This window comes from Pseudomonas sp. DW-iso17 (assembly GCF_058725345.1).
The window spans coordinates 167,516-185,560 of the sequence record NZ_JBZXEA010000047.1; the positions used below are offsets into that span (position 1 = coordinate 167,516).

Annotated in this window: 23 protein-coding genes; 7 read left to right on the top strand and 16 right to left on the bottom strand. The window is 60.2% G+C overall.

Features of this window, described 5'->3' with window-relative positions:
• The first annotated feature begins 50 nt into the window (after window positions 1–50).
• The gene (locus AC4PS6_RS27110) at window positions 51–635 is read left to right on the top strand and encodes a TMEM165/GDT1 family protein (protein WP_014716954.1); all 585 of its coding nucleotides are present in this window, start codon (window positions 51–53) and stop codon (window positions 633–635) included.
• Window positions 636–866: 231 nt separating this feature from the next.
• Here the strand turns inward: AC4PS6_RS27110 and AC4PS6_RS27115 are convergent, their stop codons facing one another.
• From AC4PS6_RS27115 to AC4PS6_RS27130, 4 genes are all read right to left on the bottom strand, one after another.
• A complete protein-coding gene (locus AC4PS6_RS27115; protein WP_014716953.1) occupies window positions 867–1,685 on the bottom strand; it encodes a M48 family metallopeptidase in 819 nt (272 codons plus the stop codon).
• Between the two features lie 120 nt (window positions 1,686–1,805).
• On the bottom strand, window positions 1,806–2,426 hold the full coding sequence (locus tag AC4PS6_RS27120) for an SOS response-associated peptidase (RefSeq protein ID WP_014716952.1): 621 nt from the start codon (window positions 2,424–2,426) through the stop codon (window positions 1,806–1,808).
• 37 nt (window positions 2,427–2,463) lie between these two features.
• Window positions 2,464–2,724, bottom strand: coding sequence for a putative signal transducing protein (locus AC4PS6_RS27125; protein ID WP_014716951.1), 261 nt, complete (start codon window positions 2,722–2,724; stop codon window positions 2,464–2,466).
• A gap of 32 nt (window positions 2,725–2,756) precedes the next feature.
• Window positions 2,757–2,939: a CPXCG motif-containing cysteine-rich protein gene (locus AC4PS6_RS27130; RefSeq protein WP_032903367.1), complete on the bottom strand. Its 183-nt coding sequence runs from the start codon at window positions 2,937–2,939 to the stop codon at window positions 2,757–2,759.
• Window positions 2,940–3,071: 132 nt separating this feature from the next.
• Between AC4PS6_RS27130 and AC4PS6_RS27135 the strand changes: the two genes are divergently transcribed.
• Window positions 3,072–4,235 (top strand): 1-acyl-sn-glycerol-3-phosphate acyltransferase, encoded by a 1,164-nt coding sequence (locus AC4PS6_RS27135; protein ID WP_014716949.1) that lies wholly within the window; start codon window positions 3,072–3,074, stop codon window positions 4,233–4,235.
• Window positions 4,236–4,415: 180 nt separating this feature from the next.
• On the opposite strand, the gene AC4PS6_RS27140 is transcribed toward AC4PS6_RS27135, so the two are convergent.
• Window positions 4,416–4,673 (bottom strand): GNAT family N-acetyltransferase, encoded by a 258-nt coding sequence (locus AC4PS6_RS27140; protein ID WP_014716948.1) that lies wholly within the window; start codon window positions 4,671–4,673, stop codon window positions 4,416–4,418.
• 182 nt (window positions 4,674–4,855) lie between these two features.
• Here AC4PS6_RS27140 and AC4PS6_RS27145 point away from each other — a divergent pair, with 182 nt between their 5' ends.
• The gene (locus AC4PS6_RS27145) at window positions 4,856–5,065 is read left to right on the top strand and encodes a hypothetical protein (RefSeq protein ID WP_014716947.1); all 210 of its coding nucleotides are present in this window, start codon (window positions 4,856–4,858) and stop codon (window positions 5,063–5,065) included.
• A gap of 60 nt (window positions 5,066–5,125) precedes the next feature.
• Here the strand turns inward: AC4PS6_RS27145 and AC4PS6_RS27150 are convergent, their stop codons facing one another.
• Complete coding sequence (locus AC4PS6_RS27150; protein WP_014716946.1) at window positions 5,126–5,710, bottom strand: YajG family lipoprotein; 585 nt, start codon at window positions 5,708–5,710, stop codon at window positions 5,126–5,128.
• 182 nt (window positions 5,711–5,892) lie between these two features.
• On the opposite strand from AC4PS6_RS27150, the gene AC4PS6_RS27155 reads away from it, so the two are divergent.
• Window positions 5,893–6,126 (top strand): hypothetical protein, encoded by a 234-nt coding sequence (locus AC4PS6_RS27155; protein WP_014716945.1) that lies wholly within the window; start codon window positions 5,893–5,895, stop codon window positions 6,124–6,126.
• A gap of 728 nt (window positions 6,127–6,854) precedes the next feature.
• Complete coding sequence (mqo, locus tag AC4PS6_RS27160; protein ID WP_014716944.1) at window positions 6,855–8,363, top strand: malate dehydrogenase (quinone); 1,509 nt, start codon at window positions 6,855–6,857, stop codon at window positions 8,361–8,363.
• Between the two features lie 109 nt (window positions 8,364–8,472).
• Here mqo and AC4PS6_RS27165 read toward each other — a convergent pair whose 3' ends face one another.
• From AC4PS6_RS27165 to AC4PS6_RS27175, 3 genes are all read right to left on the bottom strand, one after another.
• Complete coding sequence (locus AC4PS6_RS27165) at window positions 8,473–8,760, bottom strand: PA4642 family protein (RefSeq protein WP_336827008.1); 288 nt, start codon at window positions 8,758–8,760, stop codon at window positions 8,473–8,475.
• Between the two features lie 99 nt (window positions 8,761–8,859).
• Window positions 8,860–9,327 carry a WbuC family cupin fold metalloprotein gene (locus AC4PS6_RS27170; RefSeq protein ID WP_020301262.1) on the bottom strand — a complete coding sequence of 156 codons (468 nt, stop codon included), beginning with the start codon at window positions 9,325–9,327 and terminating at the stop codon, window positions 8,860–8,862.
• A gap of 3 nt (window positions 9,328–9,330) precedes the next feature.
• On the bottom strand, window positions 9,331–9,888 hold the full coding sequence (locus AC4PS6_RS27175; protein ID WP_003188610.1) for a hypoxanthine-guanine phosphoribosyltransferase: 558 nt from the start codon (window positions 9,886–9,888) through the stop codon (window positions 9,331–9,333).
• A gap of 164 nt (window positions 9,889–10,052) precedes the next feature.
• Between AC4PS6_RS27175 and upp the strand changes: the two genes are divergently transcribed.
• On the top strand, window positions 10,053–10,691 hold the full coding sequence (upp, locus tag AC4PS6_RS27180; protein ID WP_003188608.1) for a uracil phosphoribosyltransferase: 639 nt from the start codon (window positions 10,053–10,055) through the stop codon (window positions 10,689–10,691).
• A gap of 2 nt (window positions 10,692–10,693) precedes the next feature.
• On the top strand, window positions 10,694–11,968 hold the full coding sequence (locus AC4PS6_RS27185) for a uracil-xanthine permease family protein (protein ID WP_003188606.1): 1,275 nt from the start codon (window positions 10,694–10,696) through the stop codon (window positions 11,966–11,968).
• A gap of 127 nt (window positions 11,969–12,095) precedes the next feature.
• Here AC4PS6_RS27185 and hisC read toward each other — a convergent pair whose 3' ends face one another.
• The 7 genes from hisC to AC4PS6_RS27220 form a co-directional block, all read right to left on the bottom strand.
• Entirely contained in the window at window positions 12,096–13,148 is a 1,053-nt protein-coding gene (gene hisC / locus AC4PS6_RS27190; protein ID WP_014716942.1) for a histidinol-phosphate transaminase, read from the bottom strand.
• A 3-nt stretch (window positions 13,149–13,151) separates the two neighbouring features.
• A complete protein-coding gene (gene hisD / locus AC4PS6_RS27195) occupies window positions 13,152–14,468 on the bottom strand; it encodes a histidinol dehydrogenase (protein ID WP_058409866.1) in 1,317 nt (438 codons plus the stop codon).
• A gap of 128 nt (window positions 14,469–14,596) precedes the next feature.
• On the bottom strand, window positions 14,597–15,232 hold the full coding sequence (gene hisG / locus AC4PS6_RS27200) for an ATP phosphoribosyltransferase (protein ID WP_003188599.1): 636 nt from the start codon (window positions 15,230–15,232) through the stop codon (window positions 14,597–14,599).
• A 211-nt stretch (window positions 15,233–15,443) separates the two neighbouring features.
• Window positions 15,444–16,709, bottom strand: a complete 1,266-nt coding sequence (gene murA, locus AC4PS6_RS27205) for a UDP-N-acetylglucosamine 1-carboxyvinyltransferase (protein ID WP_003188598.1) — start codon at window positions 16,707–16,709, stop codon at window positions 15,444–15,446.
• Between the two features lie 23 nt (window positions 16,710–16,732).
• Window positions 16,733–16,972 (bottom strand): BolA family protein, encoded by a 240-nt coding sequence (locus AC4PS6_RS27210; RefSeq protein WP_003188597.1) that lies wholly within the window; start codon window positions 16,970–16,972, stop codon window positions 16,733–16,735.
• Between the two features lie 114 nt (window positions 16,973–17,086).
• Complete coding sequence (locus tag AC4PS6_RS27215; protein ID WP_336827010.1) at window positions 17,087–17,392, bottom strand: STAS domain-containing protein; 306 nt, start codon at window positions 17,390–17,392, stop codon at window positions 17,087–17,089.
• Complete coding sequence (locus AC4PS6_RS27220) at window positions 17,389–18,036, bottom strand: MlaC/ttg2D family ABC transporter substrate-binding protein (RefSeq protein ID WP_014716940.1); 648 nt, start codon at window positions 18,034–18,036, stop codon at window positions 17,389–17,391. Before AC4PS6_RS27220 ends, AC4PS6_RS27215 begins: the two co-directional genes overlap by 4 nt.
• Between the last annotated feature and the right edge of the window lie 9 nt (window positions 18,037–18,045).

The following is an 18,045-nucleotide window of genomic DNA, read 5'->3' on the forward strand; positions in this document are numbered from 1 at the left end:
GAAGGCTGTACGTGTCATAGCCGTGTCGACCCGCCCCTGGAAACTACCTGATGCTGGATTCACTACTCGTTCCTACCGCAATCGTTGCCTTGGCCGAAATCGGCGACAAGACGCAACTGCTCGCACTCATCCTTGCTGCGCGCTTTCGCAAGCCCTGGCCGATCATCGCCGGTATCGTCGCCGCGACCCTGGCCAACCATGCGGCGGCCGGTGCCGTGGGCGCCTGGTTCGGGAGTTTCTTCTCGGATGCGGTGCTGCACTGGATCCTCGCCGCGAGCTTCTGCGCCACGGCGCTGTGGACTCTGGTGCCGGACAAACTCGATGATGACGAAGCCAGTACCACCCGTAAGTTCGGGCCCTTCCTGACCACCTTGATTGCATTCTTCCTCGCCGAAATCGGTGACAAGACCCAGATCGCCACGGTGATGCTGGCGGCGCAATACCCGGAACTTTGGCTGGTGATTATCGGTACCACCCTGGGCATGTTGATTGCCAACGTTCCGGTGGTGCTGGCGGGGAATTTTGCCGCGGAGAAGCTGCCGCTGACCTTGATTCGTCGCTTGGCGGCTACGGCGTTCTTCGTGCTGGCGATTATTGCGGTGTACAAGGCCATGCAGAGCAGCGGCTGGCTGTAAACCGATCAGGGCGGGAGGAGCGGGCTTGCCCGCGATAGCGGCGTATCAGTCACTGAATCTGTTGCTGAACGGGCGTTATCGCAGGCAAGCCAGCTCCCACAATGGTCCAGAATCAGCGCCTGGCATAGGACCCTGTGGGAGCGGGCTTGCCCGCGAAGGCGAGGTATCAGTCACTGAATGAGTCACTGCAACACCGCATTCGCGAGCGAACTCGCTGCCACAGGGCGTCGATCAGGACTTCTTGGCCTGCTGGTAGAGCGGCATTACCTTCGGAATCGCCGCCTGCAAGGACGCGATGCGGCTGTCGGAAGCCGGGTGCGTGCTCATGAATTCCGGCGGTGCGCCTTCCGAAGCCTTGGCCATCTTGTTCCACAAGGTGATGGCCGCGTTCGGGTTGTAACCAGCGCGGGCGGCCAGTTCCAGGCCGATCAGGTCGGCTTCGTTTTCATTGCTGCGGCTGTTGGGCAAGGTCATGCCGTAGTTGGCCACGGTATCGGCCAGTGCCAGGCTGTCCTGGCCGAGACCGAATATTGCCCCGGCGCCCTGCTTGGCCATCTGGATACCGTAAGCCTTGGACATGGCTTCTCGGCCGTGCTCACGCAAGGCGTGGGCGATTTCATGGCCCATCACGGCGGCCAGTTCGTCATCGGTGAGCTTGAGGTTGTCGATCAAGCCGCTGTACACCAGGATCTTGCCGCCAGGCCCGCAGTTGGCGTTCATCTCATCGCTTTTGATCAGGTTCACATCCCAGTTCCACTGGGCCGCATCCGCGCGGAAAGTCGGAGCCTGGGCGATCAGGCGCTTGGCAATGGCCTGCACGCGCTTGGCGTTGGCGCTGGTCTTGTCCAACACCCCTTTGCTGCTGGCTTCACCCAGGGTCTGCTGATAAGACTGGGCATACATCTGGTCGACTTCCTGGCTCGACAGCATGCTGAACATGTACTGCTTGCGCTCCACCCCAACGGCGCCGCCGCTGGTGGTATTGACCGACTGACAACCCGCCAGCAGCATCGCTGCAACCAAACCGCTTACCACCAATGACTTCTTCATGAACACGCTCCCTGAAAACATGGCGCGTATCGTAGGCGGTCATTGGTATCTGCGCCAGATACACCAGACGTTTAACCGCTGAATTTCAGATACATCCGAACGCGACCGGACTGGCAAAGCTCACGCCGGGGTCAGGCACTCGGGCCCATTGAGCTTCGGATCGTTGACCATATTGGCCAGCACCCGCTCGCGCAGCACGGCAGGCTCAGCCGCCAGCAGGCTCTGCAATACATGCAGCGGTGTCTCGGGGTCGAGCCAGGCGGCCTGCGCTGCCGCGTCCAGGATCAATGGCCGGCGCTGACTTTGCGCCGCTTGGGTAACCACCGCCGTACTCAGCCATACCTGCTCCTGCACCGGATACGCTTCCCACACTGCGGCAAAGAACAACGTGGAGCCCTCCCCCGGCGTGAGCCAATACGGGCGCTTGCGCTGGGTGCCGCGCCATTCGTAGAAACCGTTGGCCGGCAGCAGGCAGCGGCGCTGGCGGAACGCTTCACGGAACATCGGTTGTTCGGCCAGGGTTTCGGCGCGGGCATGGGCTGGAGTACGCGACAGGTCTGTCAGCCAAGGCGGCGTAAGGCCCCAACGGGCACGCGCCAGGGTGAGCTGGCCTTCGCTCAGGCGCTGGATCAGTACCGAATCATTGGGGGAAATGTTCCACTGGGCCTGCTGATCCGCGGGGAAGCCGGGCAAGGCAGCAAAGGCAGGGTTCCAGCGAAACAGGGCATAACGTCCACACATGGGGCAACACGACTCTTGGGGTAAACCGACCGACAGCCTAACAGACCAATACGTCGGGGAAGCTGTCGGGTTCGTCGCCGGGCAACGGTTGCGCGCCGATATAGGCAGTGATCAGCTCGCGGGCAACAGCCGCCTGATCGTTATCGACCTCCAGCCCCAGCAAGCCGAAGATCGGCAACTCGCCCGTGCCGCCGAGCAGGTGGCGCCCCACCAGATGCGCCTCGATGCCTTCACTGGCAAGCATCTGCTGCAACAACTCGCCCTCCATCAGGTTTTCCGGTTCGTAGACTCGCTGCATGGGCGTACCTTTTTATTCGTTCCCGCTGCGCATTATTCATTTTCGCTGCGGGTTTCAAGCATCCACTCTTCACCATGAACTTGCAGGTCGAATGTGATCGGCCGGCAACACACTTGGCAGTCTTCTATATAGGTCTGGTCACCACCGGACAAATCCACCGTTGTCTCGACCCCTTCGCCACAATAAGGACAATCGTACAGCGCAGTTTCGAGCATCGCAGTCTCCCAGGTGACTTGTGCGTATAATCGCCGGTCTATTTACAGGGCTATTCTTGGCCGGCCCCTTATTCGGACCGCACCCTGACATTTCCTTTTACTTACCCTAGCCGTTTCTAACAAGAGAGCATGATGGGCGAATTCGATACCATCCGACCTTACAACGACAGCGAAGTCCCGGCAGTGCTGGCGCGCCTGTTCAGTGACAAGGCCTTTCTGGACATCCTGACCCACTTCCGCTTCCCGCGCTTTGCAGGCGCCCTGGGCTGGCTGCTCAAGCCAATGATCGCGCGCAAACTGCGCCGTGAGTTCGCTGGCGTCACCACCGTGGCCACGCTGCAGGACAAGGTCGAGTACTACGTTGACCACACCATTGACCGGGCGACCGACGGCGTGACCTATACCGGCGTCGAGCAACTGAAATCCGGCACCGCCTACCTGTTCCTGGCCAACCACCGCGACATCGTGATGGATCCGGCCTTCGTCAACTACGCCGTGTACCACGCCGGCCTGCCGACGCCGCGCATCGCCATCGGCGACAACCTGCTGCAAAAGCCGTTTGTCAGCGACCTGATGCGCTTGAACAAGAGCTTCATCGTGCACCGTTCGATCACCGGGCGAAAGGAGAAGATGGCGGCTTACAACCTGCTGTCGGCCTACATCAACCATTCGATCCGCAACGACTGCCAGTCGATCTGGATTGCCCAGGCTGAAGGCCGGGCCAAGGATGGCGATGACCGTACCGAATCGGCGATCCTCAAGATGTTCCACGTCAGCCGCAAGGACGAGCCATTTGCCGAGGTCATCCAGTCGTTGAACCTGACGCCGGTGTCCATCAGCTACGAGTACGACCCTTGCGATGCCGCCAAAGCCCGCGAGTTGTATATCCGCGCCACCACCGGTACCTACAGCAAGGCACCGGGCGAGGATGATGTGAGCATTGCCCTGGGCATTACCGGCTATAAAGGCCGGGTGCACGTGAACTTTGCGCCGCCGATCACCGAGCGTTTCGAAGACACCAAGCTGCTGGCCGTGGAGATGGACCGGCAGATCCTGGGCGGCTATCGGTTGTTCCCGGTGCACTACCTGGCATATGCGCAGTGGAGTGACGCCGACCCGCAATTGCAGGTGCCCAAGGCGGCGGACGTATTCCCGGCCGATGAGCTGGCCAAGGCCAAGGCGGAATGGGAGCGGCGCTTGAACGAGTGCCCGGCGGAGCACCGGCCTTATCTGGTGGTGCAGTATGCGACGCCGGTACGCAACCAATACCGAGTCAAGGCTGGGATCCCTCTATAAACACCCAACCCAAATATGTGAGCCCACTGGGGATATGGGGCAGGCGCTGATTCTGTGGGCAGTACATGGCCAGTGTGGGAGCTGGCTTGCCTGCGATAGCGGTGGGTCAGTTAAAGATTCAGCGGCTGATACACCGCCTTCGCGGGCAAGCCCGCTCCCACATTTGGTTTTGCAGTGGAATTAGAAGTGGGTGCTGAGCCAGGAGATGGCCAGGGCCAAGCCAAGGCAAGCAAAACCGACGCGGTACGCCAGGCGATGCGCCCGTTCGGTGCGTGTATCCAGAAACAGCATCGGCTGGTCGATAGCGCGCTCTTCGCTGCGCAGGGCCAGGTCGGCCATCGCACGCTGTGCATGCAGGCGGGTGATGAACAGCACCCAGGCGCCCGAGCAGGCAACCAACAGGGCAACAATATTAATGAGCAGTGCGGGCAGCGCCATCGCAAACCTCGGTGAACCAGTGTTCGGGTATCAGTCCAGATACACTCCTGAACGATCGTCGCCTCCTGCGCCTTTAATGCTCCTTCCCCATGGACGGCTAATGTATCCAGTAATTTACGCCGTCACCTGAACGTCACCTTAACAAGCCACTCTGTTGCCCTTCGACGCTTGAGGAGCTTGTCATGCTGCATGCGCAAAACCAGGATCGGCTGTATCTGATCGCCCAGAGCGATGAACAGGAGGCGCTGATCGGCAGCCTCGCGTTCAACGTTCAGGACCGCCATTGGCTGGTGTATTGCGCCCTCGGCGGGCACCAGCATGCCGATCTGCCGGAGCTGGATGTGCTCACCGGCGTGAGCATGCTGGACTTTTATGTCGATACGGCGGCATGACAAAACCACAGGCATAAAAAAACCGGGCTCAGCGATGAGCCCGGTTTTTTTGTGAGCGGCTTATTGCGCGCTGAGCAGTTGGCCGATGCTTGGGTCCTTGAACAGGCGGGTCAGGGCATCGCTGAGCACGTCGCTGACCAGCTTGGTGTTGGTTTCCTGGTTGGGCGACATGCCGAAACGCTGGTTGAGCGAGGCGGCGTAGCGGCCACTGTAACGGCGGGTGCCGGCACTGACGTCAGACTTGAAGGTGGCGCCGATGGAAGCCTCGGTCACATACAGGCCGTCTTTGGGCGACTGGTATTTAAGCTCGGCCAGGGTCACGGTCAGTTGTGGTACGCCTGGCGAGTTGGTCGGCGTAAAGCCCAACAAACGCACAGCAGCTTCAGCCTGGGCCTGCAACTTGGGCAGCACATCCTGGCCGGTCACCGAAATCAGTGCGGTCTCCGGGTACAGGCCGCCACGCGAGCCCAGGGTCGGCGACGGACGACCGTCGACCACGCGCACCGACACCGGCTGGCCATGGCCTACCGCAGCCAACGGCGCAGTGACTTTAGGTTGCGGGCTGAGTTGTTGCGGGCTGTTGGCGCAGCCGACAAGGGTCAAACTGGTCACAGTGATCAAACCGAACAACAGGCGTTGCAACATCGCATTTCTCCAGGACTAGGTGCAGACAGGTCGCCAGTATAACGGTGCACGCGCGCCACTCACCAGCGATCCTGAACGACGGCTGAAGCCCCGGTGCAAATTACAAATTCGCATAAATTCGTCACCCCAGTGTCATGCCACACTGGCAACCTTCAAGCATGTAACACACCAGGTACACAGCCATGCGCCTTCTCAAGACCCTGTTCATGTCACACACCCGCCATCGTCACTTTGCCTTGCTCGATGCCAAAGGCCATTGCCAGGCATTCAAGCAGTGCAGCCTGCCGCCCGTCGGTGAAGGCTGGGTGGAAGTGACCGAGACTCACCTGGGCTGGATGCACCGCCCACTGCCGGCCAGCGCCCGGGTCAGCCCGCAGGTTTTTCGCGCACAACATCGGCAAGCGTTGGCCTCCTGACCGGGACCCGAATAAAAGTCATAAAACACGCCCATTTCCTTGGCATTCTTCGCTACAATCTCCCCCCGATTATAAGGACGTCTCCTGATCGGGCCCCGCAGCATCGTTAATGCCCAGGCATTAGCCCCCAAAATCGCCCACAGAGAGCCGCCCACACAGATCGAGTGAAGCTGGCGTGCTTGCTGTTTCCTTTGCAAACCACCCCGTCTTTCATCGAATCTGCCAGAGCTGCCATTGCGCTCGGCCACTTGAGTTGTTTGCCCGTTTTGCCGCGTGTCGGCAGAGGTTTACGGGCCAGGTGCCAGGCTGGGGCAGCCCTTTTTTGAGGTTCACGTCTTCAAAAGAGCGTGAAAAAACGGGTTTTCACAACTTCACAAGAGTGTGGCGAGCAAATGAATAGTTTGGCGTTTGTACAAGCACCATCAGCGTCTGGGTCAGCCCAATTACACAGGATCGAGCCTTCCTCAAAAACCGGAGCTTGAGCCTGTCCGCTACGGATTGGTTGCACGAATCGCACGCTTTGACCATAAGTCGAATTGCCACAGGCGCCCATGAATGCGTTCATAGGCAGATTAGCCCGGCAGGAAGCGTGTGCTGAAGTTGCAAAGAATTGCGAAACGGACATGGCGATCCTGGCCATGGGTAACCTGGGGCAACACGTGAATCGCCCCGTCACTCCTGGCAGCCATGCCGTCAATTTGGTGCTGCAGATTTTGGAGACGCGTTAAATGGCGCATAACGAAGCAGTCGACGTAGTACTGGTAGGGGCCGGCATCATGAGTGCCACCCTGGCCGTACTGCTCAAAGAGCTCGACCCCAGCCTCACGCTGGAAGTCGTTGAGCTGATGGACTCGGGTGCCGCGGAGAGTTCCAACCCGTGGAACAACGCCGGCACCGGCCATGCCGGGCTGTGTGAGCTGAACTACACGCCACAGGCCGCCGATGGTTCCATCGACATCAAGAAAGCCGTGCACATCAACACCCAGTTCGAGGTGTCGAAGCAGTTCTGGGCTTACCTGACCAAGAAAGGCACCTTTGGCTCGTCCAAGTCGTTCATCAGCCCGGTGCCGCACCTGAGCTTCGTGCAGGGCGACAAAGGCGTGTCCTTCCTCAAGAAGCGCTTTGAGACCCTCAGCCAGCACCACGCGTTTTCGGACATGCACTACACCGAAGACCGCAGCGAAATGGCCGAGTGGATGCCGTTGATGATGCCGGGCCGCCCGCTCGACGAAAAAATCGCCGCCACCCGCGTGATGAACGGCACCGACGTCAACTTTGGCGCCCTGACCAATCAGCTGCTCAGCCACCTGACCAGTTCGCCAGACGCCCAGGTCAAGTACTGCAAGCGCGTAACCGGCCTCAAGCGCAACGGCGCAGGCTGGACCGTGAGCATCAAGGACGTCAACAGCGGTAACAGCCGCGACGTCGATGCCAAGTTCGTGTTCCTCGGCGCTGGCGGTGCGGCGCTGCCGTTGCTGCAGGCCTCGGGCATCGAAGAGAGCAAAGGCTTCGGCGGCTTCCCGGTGAGCGGCCAGTGGCTGCGTTGCGACAACCCGGAAGTGGTCAAGCAGCACCAGGCCAAGGTCTACAGCCAGGCTGCCGTGGGCTCGCCGCCGATGTCCGTGCCGCACCTGGACACCCGCGTGGTGGATGGCAAGAAATCCCTGCTGTTCGGGCCATACGCCGGTTTCACCACCAAGTTCCTCAAGCACGGCTCGTTCCTTGACCTGCCGATGTCGATTCGCGCCGGCAACATCGGCCCAATGCTGGCCGTGGCCCGCGACAACATGGACCTGACCAAGTACCTGGTCAGCGAAGTGCGCCAGTCCATGGAACAGCGCCTGGAATCCCTGCGTCGCTTCTACCCCGAGGCGAAAGCCGAAGACTGGCGCCTGGAAGTGGCCGGCCAGCGCGTGCAGATCATCAAGAAAGACCCGAAGAAAGGCGGCGTGCTGCAGTTCGGCACCGAACTGGTCGCGGCCAAGGACGGTTCGCTTGCGGCACTGCTGGGCGCGTCTCCAGGCGCTTCGGTCACGGTCTCGATCATGCTGGAGCTGATCGAGCGCTGCTTCCCGGAGAAAGCCGCCGGCGAATGGGCCACCAAGCTCCATGAGATCTTCCCGGCACGCGAGAAAGTGCTGGAGACGGACGCCGAGCTGTATCGCAAGCTCAACACGCAGAACAACATCAGCCTGGAGCTGGTGGAGCAAAGCAACGAGGCTGAAAGCTACGCGTGAGGTCGTGACGCAGAGCGTCACAGAATGCATTCCCACGCAGAGCGTGGGAACGAGCGCGAAACGCCCCGGCCTCTCATGAGGCCGGGGCGTTTTTTTGTGGCTCGGATAATCAGCCGCGGGCGTTGTCGATCAGCTCGATGTATTCGGCGGCGTTGCGCTGGTCTTTGATCAGGTCGACGAAGGTCTGGCCATGCTCGTCCTTGCCGTCCAGGTCCAGGCCTGCTTCTTTGAAAAAGCCCAGGAAACGCTCGAAGTCGTCGATACGCAGGCCGCGATAGGCCTTGATCAGTTTGTGCAGGGACGGCGACGTCGCTTCAACCGGCTCGAAGTCCAGGAACAACTTGATCTGGTCGTCACCGATTTCGTCGCCAATCACCTGTTTCTTATCTTTACGCATTACCGACTCCAGCCTGCAGACATTTACACGGGGCTTGAAGTCTACCTGCGCGACGCCGGCTTCGAAAGCGGTGAGAAAGCAATGTGGGACGGGGCTTGCTCAGTCGAACTGGGCAAGCATCCAGCGATGATACTCAGCCATACCTGCCTCGCCTTCACGGGGAGCCCAGTCGGCCAGCTCACCCTCACCCACAGCGCGGTAAGGGCCAGCCTTGCACTCAAACATCACGCTGTCCGGCTCAAGCACTACCAGGCCATGGAACACGCCGGGCGACAGGTCGACGCCCTGGCATTCCCCGCCCGCTTCCAACACACGCGTGCTCAACACTTCCCCCGTCTCGCTGAAAATCAGGATTCCCAGACGCCCTTTGAGCACCAGCAACGTCTCCGCCTTATCGGCACTCAGGTGACGGTGAGGCTGTACATAGGTGCTGGGCTGCAAACCGACGGCCATGCGATGACAAGGCTCTTGCATCTCATGGAAGTTAACGTTTTGACGACCACGGGGATTGGCGGCCGCTTTCTCGGCCAACTCGGCAAACAGCGTCTGATCAAGAAAGCGGGCCATCGATTACATTCCTTTAACGGCGTAGATGCCATTGGCATTACGCCAGTAGCCCTTGTAGTCCATGCCATACCCGAAGATATAACGGTCGACGCACGGCAACCCGACAAAGTCGGCTTTCAGCTCTGGGCGCGCCTTGCGGTCGTGGTCTTTGTCGATCAGCACGGCGGTGTGCACTTTGCGTGCGCCGGCATGTTTGCAGAAATCGATGATAGCGCCCAGGGTGTGACCTTCATCGAGAATGTCATCGATGATCAACACATCGCGGTCGATGAACGACACTTCCGGCTTGGCCTTCCAGAACAAGTCGCCGCCGCTGGTCTCATTGCGATAGCGGGTGGCGTGCAGGTAAGAGGCTTCCAGCGGGAACTGCAGGTGAGTGAGCAATTTACCGGCGAAGATCAGGCCACCGTTCATCACGCAGAAAACCACCGGGTTGGTGTCGGCCATTTCGCGGGTGATGTGCGCGCCGACCTTGGCGATCGCTGCTTCGACTTGCGCTTCGGTGTACAGGCAGTCAGCCTCGTGCATGATTTGACGGATATGCTCGAGATCAGCAGACATGGCGCTCTCCAAGGGGGTGCTGTGGCAAGAAAAGCGGGCGAAGGTACGCTTCTCGTGCGCTCCAATCAAGCCTTTATGGACTAACGTACTTGATGTCTATAGGACAACACCCTCGGATAGATTAATCTAGGCCGGTTTTTTTGCCCGCCGCCGGAGCCTTTCCTATGCCCACTCGCGAGATCCGCCACCCGCTGATCCGACACAAACTCGGCCTTATGCGCCGTGCCGACATTAGCACGAAGAACTTCCGTGAGCTTGCTCAGGAAGTCGGAGCGTTGCTCACTTACGAAGCCACCAAGGATTTGCCCCTGGAAACCTACGAGATCCCCGGTTGGGCTGGTCCCGTACAAGTGGAGAAAATCGCCGGTAAGAAAATTACCGTCGTCCCTATCCTGCGTGCCGGTATCGGTATGCTCGAAGGTGTACTCAGCCTGATCCCGGGCGCCAAGGTCAGCGCCGTGGGCGTAGCCCGCAATGAAGAAACACTGCAGGCCCACACCTACCTGGAAAAACTCGTCCCGGAAATCAACGAACGCCTGGCCATGATCATCGACCCGATGCTCGCCACCGGCAGTTCCATGGTCGCCACCATCGACTTGCTGAAAAAAGCCGGTTGCCGGGACATCCGCGCCATGGTGCTGGTGGCCGCGCCAGAAGGCATCGCCGCCGTCGAGAAGGCCCATCCGGATGTACAGATCTACACCGCATCCATCGATGAGCGCCTGAATGAACACGGCTACATTATCCCGGGCCTGGGCGATGCCGGTGACAAGATCTTCGGCACCAAGCAGAAGGACGCGTGAGCATGCAGGATGAATTCAACGACCCGCTTTGGCGCCAGATCCTGTCTGGCGCACAAATGCTCTTCGTAGCATTTGGCGCGTTGGTGTTGATGCCGCTGATCACAGGTCTTGATCCAAACGTCGCGCTGTTTACCGCAGGCCTGGGCACGTTGTTGTTCCAGGTGGTGACAGGGCGGCAGGTGCCGGTATTTTTGGCATCGAGCTTCGCGTTCATCACCCCGATCATTCTCGCCAAGGGCCAGTTCGGCCTGGCGGCGACCATGGGCGGCGTGATGGCGGCGGGTTTCGTCTATACGTTCCTGGGACTGGCCGTGAAGGTCAAGGGCACCGGTTTTATCGACCGGCTGCTGCCGCCCGTGGTGATTGGCCCAGTGATTATCTCGATCGGCCTGGCCATGGCGCCGATTGCCGCCAACATGGCCATGGGCAAGTCTGGCGACGGTGCCGAGTTGATCCACTATCAGACGGCGATGCTGATCTCGATGCCAGCGCTGCTTACCACTTTGATCGTGGCGGTGTTCGGCAAGGGCATTTTCCGCCTGGTGCCGATCATTTCCGGCGTGCTGGTGGGTTTTGCCATGTCGTTCTACTTTGGTGTGGTCGACACGGCGAAAATCGCCGCCGCCCCCTGGTTCGCCCTGCCCCACTTCACCGCGCCGGAGTTCAACTGGCAGGCCATCCTGTTTATCGTCCCGGTAGCACTGGCCCCGGCGATCGAGCATATCGGGGGTGTGATTGCGGTAGGCAGCGTGACCGGCCGCGATTACCTGAAAAAGCCTGGCCTGCATCGCACGCTGCTGGGTGACGGTATCGCCACCACGGCTGCCGGCATGTTTGGCGGCCCGCCGAACACCACCTACGCCGAAGTGACCGGCGCCGTGATGCTGACCAAGAACTACAACCCGAAAATCATGACCTGGGCGGCAGTGTTTGCCATCAGCCTGGCGTTCATCGGCAAGTTCGGCGCGCTGCTGCAGAGCATCCCGGTGCCGGTGATGGGCGGGATTCTGTGCCTGCTGTTCGGCTCGATTGCTGCGGTGGGGATGAACACGCTGATTCGCCACAAGATCGACCTGGGCGAGGCGCGCAACCTGGTGATTGTGTCGGTAACGTTGGTGTTCGGGATTGGCGGTGTGCTGGTGGGTACCGGCACCGGCCCGGATGATTTCGGCCTCAAGGGCATCGCCCTGTGTGCGGTGGTGGCAATTGGTTTGAACTTGCTGCTACCGGGCAATGATGGCTGGAAGAACAAGAAGCCGGATGAGCCGCTGCTGTAACTGACTAAACGCAAATCAGTGTGGGAGCTGGCTTGCCTGCGATAGCGGTGTATCAAACGACAGATAGGTCGACTGTTACACCGTCATCGCAGGCAAGCCAGCTCCCACATTTGATTTTCAGCGTCTGTTAGAGCTCACCGAGCCCGTCGATCAGCGCCTGGTTCTGCTCCGGCGTCCCGATGCTGATCCGCAGGAACTGGGCAATCCGCTCCTGCTTGAAGTGCCGCACGATCACCCCTTGCTCACGCAACTTGGCGGCCAGCCCTGCAGCGTCATGCCGCGGGTGACGGGCGAAGATGAAGTTCGCTGCCGATGGCAATACCTCGAATCCCTTCGCTTCCAATTGCGCGACGACCTGGTTGCGGCTGTCGATCACCCACTGGCAGGTTTTCTCAAAGTATTCACGGTCGTCAAACGCGGCCGCCGCGCCAACAATCGCCAACCGATCCAACGGGTAGGAGTTGAAGCTGTTCTTGACCCGCTCTAGCGCCTCGATCAGGTCTGGGTGGCCCACAGCCAGGCCCACACGCAAACCGGCCAGTGAGCGCGATTTGGACAGGGTCTGGGTCACCAGCAGGTTCGGGTAACGGTCGACCAGGCTGATGGCAGTTTCGCCGCCGAAGTCGATATAGGCTTCATCGACCACCACCACCGAGTCCGGGCTGGCCTTGAGGATCTGCTCCACCGCGTCCAGCGCCAGTACGCAGCCGGTGGGCGCGTTAGGGTTGGGGAAGATGATCCCGCCGTTGGGCCTGGCATAGTCAGCGGCCCGAATCTGGAACTGTTCGTCCAGTGACACCGCGTCGAACGTAATGCCGTACAGGCCGCAGTACACCGGGTAGAAGCTGTAGCTGATATCCGGGAACAGCAGCGGCAGATCGTGCTGGAACAGGCCATGGAAGATGTGCGCCAAGACTTCGTCAGAACCGTTGCCGAGGAACACCTTGCCGGCATCGATCCCGTAATACCTGGCCACGGCCTGCTTGAGCAGGTCGCTGTTGGGGTCCGGGTACAGGCGCAAGTTGTCGTTCAACTCGGCCTGCATTGCCGCCAGCGCCTTGGGGGATGGGCCGTAGGGGTTTTCGTTGGTGTTGAGCTTGACCAGTTTGGTCAGCTTCGGTTGCTCACCGGGTACGTAAGGCACCAGGTCCTTGACGAAAGGGCTCCAGAATTTGCTCATGCCTTACGCTCCCTTGACGATGCGGTATTCAGCGCTGCGTGCGTGCGCGCTGAGGGATTCACCACGGGCCAGCACCGAGGCGGTCTTGCCCAGCTCGGAAGCGCCTTGTGGCGAGCAGAAGATAATCGACGAGCGTTTCTGGAAGTCGTACACCCCCAGCGGCGACGAGAAACGCGCAGTGCCGGAGGTTGGCAACACGTGATTGGGGCCGGCGCAATAGTCGCCCAGGGCTTCGCTGGTGTGACGGCCCATGAAGATCGCCCCAGCGTGACGGATCGATGGCAACCAGGCCTGTGGGTCCGCCACGGACAGCTCCAGGTGCTCCGGCGCGATGCGGTTGGCCACATCAATGGCCTGCTCCATGTCACGCACCCGAATCAGCGCACCACGGCCGTTGATCGACTTCTCGATGATCTCGGCACGCTCCATGGTCGGCAGCAGCTTATTGATGCTGGCGGCGACCTTGTCGAGGAACTCGGCATCGGGGCTGACCAGGATCGCCTGGGCGTCTTCATCGTGCTCCGCCTGGGAGAACAGGTCCATGGCGATCCAGTCCGGGTCGGTCTGGCCGTCACACACCACGAGGATTTCCGAGGGCCCGGCGATCATGTCGATACCGACCTGGCCAAACACATGGCGTTTGGCGGTAGCGACGTAGATATTGCCGGGACCGACCACTTTATCGACCTTCGGCACGCTTTCGGTGCCATAGGCCAGCGCTGCAACGGCCTGGGCGCCACCAATGGTGAATACCCGGTCGACACCGGCGATGCAGGCGGCAGCCAGCACCAGCTCGTTGATCTCGCCACGGGGGGTCGGCACCACCATGACCACTTCGGTCACGCCGGCGACTTTGGCCGGGATCGCATTCATCAACACCGACGATGGATACGACGCCTTACCGCCCGGCACGTAAAGGCCGGCGCGGTCCAGTGGCGTGACCTTCTGGCCCAGCACAGTGCCGTCGGCCTCGGTGTAGCTCCAGGAGTCCTGCTTCTGTTTTTCGTGATAGCTGCGTACCCGCGCCGCAGCGACTTCGAGGGCTTCGCGCTGCGGTGCGGTGATGCGCGTCAGCGCCAGCTCCAGGCGTTCACGCGGCAGGATCAGGTCAGCCATGGACTGCACGTCCAGGCCGTCGAACTGGCGGGTGAAATCCACCAGCGCAGCATCACCGCGCTCACGCACGGCCTTGATGATGTCGAGCACCCGCTGGTTGACCGAGTCGTCAGACACGCTTTCCCAGCTCAGCAGATGATCCAGATGATGGGCGAAATCCGGGTCGGCAGCGTTGAGTCGGGCAATTGCAGTGGACGTGGTCATAGCGAGGGCCTCAATAGAATTGGCAAAAACTCAGGCGCCCTAAACTAGCAGTCGTTTCCGCTTGGGCACCTGAGAATTCTGGCTATGAGGCGGATAGACGGGCGCAGCTCTTCAGCTACGCGGGTGAGTCAACCGCGGTGTCGAGACTCCACTGCCTTGCGCAGGGTGTCGATCAACGCCTGAATACGGGCGTGCTGCATCTTCATCGATGCTTTGTTGACGATCAGGCGGGAGCTGATGTCAGCGATAAAATCCTGGGGCTCCAAACCGTTGGCACGCAGGGTGTTGCCGGTGTCGACCACGTCGATGATCTTGTCGGCCAGCCCGATCAGCGGTGCCAGCTCCATGGAGCCGTAGAGCTTGATGATATCGACCTGACGGCCTTGTTCGGCGTAATAGCGCTTGGCAACGTTGACGAACTTGGTGGCGACCCGCAGGCGGCCCTTGGGCTCGACATCACCCACGCGGCCAGCGGTCATCAGCTTGCACAGGGCGATGCGCAGGTCCAGAGGCTCGTACAGGCCCTGGCCACCGTATTCCATCAGCACGTCCTTGCCGGCAACACCCAGGTCGGCGGCGCCATGTTCAACGTAGGTCGGCACGTCGGTAGCCCGCACGATCAGCAGGCGCACGTCGTCCTGGGTCGTGGGGATGATCAGCTTGCGGCTCTTGTCCGGATTCTCGGTCGGCACGATGCCCGCTTCAGCCAGAAGCGGCAACGTGTCGTCAAGGATGCGGCCCTTGGACAGTGCGATGGTCAACATGGGAAATGTCAGTCCTTCATCAGGCTATTGCTGTCCGGTCGCAAACGGCGCCAGACACAGATCGAGGCCATGACAGCCTCGATTTGAAACAAACCAGTCAACAACAAACTGTGGCGAGGGAGCTTGCTCCCGCTGGGACGCGAAGCGGCCCTCGAAGAGCGGGACTGCTACGCAGTCCAGCGGGAGCAAGCTCCCTCGCCACAAACAGGGACTAGCCCGGTACGCGGCGAATCTTCGCGCCGAGCATCTGCAGTTTCTCTTCGATGCACTCGTAACCACGGTCTATGTGGTAGATGCGGTCGATCAGGGTGTCACCTTCGGCGCACAGTGCCGAGATTACCAGGCTGGCCGAGGCACGCAGGTCGGTTGCCATTACTGGCGCGCCCTTGAGCTTGTCGATCCCAGTGACGATGGCGGTGTTGCCTTCGACCTGGATCTTGGCGCCCATGCGGTGCAGTTCATACACGTGCATGAAGCGGTTTTCGAAGATGGTCTCGATCACAGCACCGGTGCCTTCGGCAATCGCGTTCAAGGAGATGAACTGCGCTTGCATGTCGGTCGGGAACGCCGGGTACGGAGCGGTACGCACGTTGACGGCTTTTGGCCGCTTGCCGTGCATGTTCAGCTCGATCCAGTCTTCGCCGGTGGTGATCTCTGCGCCGGCTTCCTTGAGTTTTTCCAGGACGGCTTCCAGGATGGTCGGATCGGTGTCCTTGACCTTCACACGGCCACCGGTCACGGCAGCAGCAACCAGGTAGGTACCGGTCTCGATGCGGTCAGGCATGACTTTGTAGGTGGCGGTGTGCAGACGCTCTACACCATCAATAGTGATGGTGTCAGTGCCAGCGCCGGAAACTTTGGCGCCCATGGCGTTGAGGAAGTTGGCCAGGTCGACCACTTCCGGCTCGCGTGCGGCGTTCTGCAACACGCTGCGACCGTTGGCCAGGGCAGCGGCCATCATGATGTTCTCGGTACCGGTGACGCTGACGGTATCAAAGAAGAAGTTCGCGCCGCGCAGGCCGCCTTCCGGCGCCTTGGCCTTGATGTAGCCGCCTTCGACGTCGATGACTGCGCCCATGGCCTCAAGGCCACGGATGTGCAGGTCGACCGGACGCGAACCAATGGCGCAACCGCCAGGCAAGGCTACTTCGGCTTCGCCGAAACGGGCAACCATCGGGCCCAGCACCAGGATCGACGCACGCATGGTTTTCACCAGTTCGTACGGGGCAATCAGGGTCTTGATGGTACGTGGGTCAATTTCGACGGCCAGTTTCTCGTCGATCACCGGCTCAATGCCCATGCGACCGAACAGCTCGATCATGGTGGTGATGTCGTGCAGGTGCGGCAGGTTGGCCACAGTCACCGGGCCATCGCACAGCAGGGTCGCTGCCAGGATCGGCAAGGCGGAGTTTTTCGCACCGGAAATGCGAATCTCGCCATCAAGGCGGGCACCGCCGGTAATAATCAATTTATCCATAAGAATCTCGACGCCTTGGGGGCTCAGGTGCGCTCGGCCCAGGCCGCGCGGCTGAAAAATTTCATAGTGACCGCATGGATGCTGCCATCGGTGATCCATGGGTTCAAATGGGCATAGATCTGCTGCTGACGCTTGACCGGGCTCAATGCCGCCAGTTCATCGCTAATCACGTTCAGCTGGAAATTGCAGCCTTCGCCTTCGACTTCTACAGTCGTTTCAGGCAGCTTTCCTTCAAGGAAGCTCTTAACTTCTAGGGCCTGCATGCTCAACCTCTATCGGCGCCCAGTGCGCACGGGTCGCACATCATACAAAAAAGCCCCGCGCCTGCGAACCCCGCATAGCAGGACTCTGACGGGGGGCTTCTTTAATAATGTGTATCAGGGATGCGCCAGCAGCTCGGTCAAACCGGAAACTTCGGCAATTTCGCGCATGTCTTCCGGCAACGCACGGATACTGACCGGTTTTTTCGCCGCCTCGGCATCACGCATGAAGCACAGCAACAACGACAGGCCGGCGCTGCTGGACTTGGTCACCGCCGAGCAATCAAGCACCAGCTCTGGCGCTTTGCTGGCCTTGATTAACGCCTGGCCCTGCTTGCGCAGGTCAGGCCCGGTGCGGTAATCCAGCACGCCGCTGAGGAACAGCTCGCCGGCGTCGCCGATACGAACAGCCGACTCGGTCATTGCGCAGGCTTCCCGGCAGCTTTGTCGGTTTCTTCCTTGGCCTTGGCCACTTCACCGGCCCAACCGTTGATGGTCTTGTCCAGATCGTTGCCATTGCGCTGCATCGCGTCGGCGAACTGATCACGGAACAGCTTGCCGATGTTGATACCGTTGATGATCACGTTGCGCAGTTTCCACTCACCGTTGATCTTCGTCAGGGTGTAGGACACCGGGTACACGGCGCCATTGCTGCCGGAGACTTTCATCCCGACTTCAGCACGGTCGCCCGACTCGTCCTTGGGCGCATCAACGATAATGCCCTGGTTGTTGTATTCCAGCAGAGCGTTGCCGTAGAACTGGAACAGACCCTTCTTGAAGTTTTCCTGGAACGTCTGCATCTGCGCAGGCGTAGCCTTGCGCGAATACTTGACCGTCATGATGCTTTTGGAGATGCCTTCAGCATCGACCACAGGGCCAACGATCGTGTTGAGCGCGTTGTAGAACTTGGAAGGGTCTTGCTTGTACTGTTCTTTATTAGCCTTGAGGTCAGCCAGCATTTTACTGGTGGTGTCCTGCACCAAATCGTGGGCAGAACCTGCCGCGTTGGCCATCATCGGCAATGCTGCAAGCAGTACCAGCAGGCCACGTCGCAAGGTAGAGATCATGAACAGATT

What these genes read in the sequence shown, in the direction of transcription:
- AC4PS6_RS27110 (WP_014716954.1), top strand. Translation starts at nt 51, where the DNA reads ATGCTGGATTCACTACTCGTTCCTACCGCAATCGTTGCCTTGGCCGAA.
- AC4PS6_RS27115 (WP_014716953.1), bottom strand. Translation starts at nt 1,685, where the DNA reads ATGAAGAAGTCATTGGTGGTAAGCGGTTTGGTTGCAGCGATGCTGCTG.
- AC4PS6_RS27120 (WP_014716952.1), bottom strand. Translation starts at nt 2,426, where the DNA reads ATGTGTGGACGTTATGCCCTGTTTCGCTGGAACCCTGCCTTTGCTGCC.
- AC4PS6_RS27125 (WP_014716951.1), bottom strand. Translation starts at nt 2,724, where the DNA reads ATGCAGCGAGTCTACGAACCGGAAAACCTGATGGAGGGCGAGTTGTTG.
- AC4PS6_RS27130 (WP_032903367.1), bottom strand. Translation starts at nt 2,939, where the DNA reads ATGCTCGAAACTGCGCTGTACGATTGTCCTTATTGTGGCGAAGGGGTC.
- AC4PS6_RS27135 (WP_014716949.1), top strand. Translation starts at nt 3,072, where the DNA reads ATGGGCGAATTCGATACCATCCGACCTTACAACGACAGCGAAGTCCCG.
- AC4PS6_RS27140 (WP_014716948.1), bottom strand. Translation starts at nt 4,673, where the DNA reads ATGGCGCTGCCCGCACTGCTCATTAATATTGTTGCCCTGTTGGTTGCC.
- AC4PS6_RS27145 (WP_014716947.1), top strand. Translation starts at nt 4,856, where the DNA reads ATGCTGCATGCGCAAAACCAGGATCGGCTGTATCTGATCGCCCAGAGC.
- AC4PS6_RS27150 (WP_014716946.1), bottom strand. Translation starts at nt 5,710, where the DNA reads ATGTTGCAACGCCTGTTGTTCGGTTTGATCACTGTGACCAGTTTGACC.
- AC4PS6_RS27155 (WP_014716945.1), top strand. Translation starts at nt 5,893, where the DNA reads ATGCGCCTTCTCAAGACCCTGTTCATGTCACACACCCGCCATCGTCAC.
- mqo (WP_014716944.1), top strand. Translation starts at nt 6,855, where the DNA reads ATGGCGCATAACGAAGCAGTCGACGTAGTACTGGTAGGGGCCGGCATC.
- AC4PS6_RS27165 (WP_336827008.1), bottom strand. Translation starts at nt 8,760, where the DNA reads ATGCGTAAAGATAAGAAACAGGTGATTGGCGACGAAATCGGTGACGAC.
- AC4PS6_RS27170 (WP_020301262.1), bottom strand. Translation starts at nt 9,327, where the DNA reads ATGGCCCGCTTTCTTGATCAGACGCTGTTTGCCGAGTTGGCCGAGAAA.
- AC4PS6_RS27175 (WP_003188610.1), bottom strand. Translation starts at nt 9,888, where the DNA reads ATGTCTGCTGATCTCGAGCATATCCGTCAAATCATGCACGAGGCTGAC.
- upp (WP_003188608.1), top strand. Translation starts at nt 10,053, where the DNA reads ATGCCCACTCGCGAGATCCGCCACCCGCTGATCCGACACAAACTCGGC.
- AC4PS6_RS27185 (WP_003188606.1), top strand. Translation starts at nt 10,694, where the DNA reads ATGCAGGATGAATTCAACGACCCGCTTTGGCGCCAGATCCTGTCTGGC.
- hisC (WP_014716942.1), bottom strand. Translation starts at nt 13,148, where the DNA reads ATGAGCAAATTCTGGAGCCCTTTCGTCAAGGACCTGGTGCCTTACGTA.
- hisD (WP_058409866.1), bottom strand. Translation starts at nt 14,468, where the DNA reads ATGACCACGTCCACTGCAATTGCCCGACTCAACGCTGCCGACCCGGAT.
- hisG (WP_003188599.1), bottom strand. Translation starts at nt 15,232, where the DNA reads ATGTTGACCATCGCACTGTCCAAGGGCCGCATCCTTGACGACACGTTG.
- murA (WP_003188598.1), bottom strand. Translation starts at nt 16,709, where the DNA reads ATGGATAAATTGATTATTACCGGCGGTGCCCGCCTTGATGGCGAGATT.
- AC4PS6_RS27210 (WP_003188597.1), bottom strand. Translation starts at nt 16,972, where the DNA reads ATGCAGGCCCTAGAAGTTAAGAGCTTCCTTGAAGGAAAGCTGCCTGAA.
- AC4PS6_RS27215 (WP_336827010.1), bottom strand. Translation starts at nt 17,392, where the DNA reads ATGACCGAGTCGGCTGTTCGTATCGGCGACGCCGGCGAGCTGTTCCTC.
- AC4PS6_RS27220 (WP_014716940.1), bottom strand. Translation starts at nt 18,036, where the DNA reads ATGATCTCTACCTTGCGACGTGGCCTGCTGGTACTGCTTGCAGCATTG.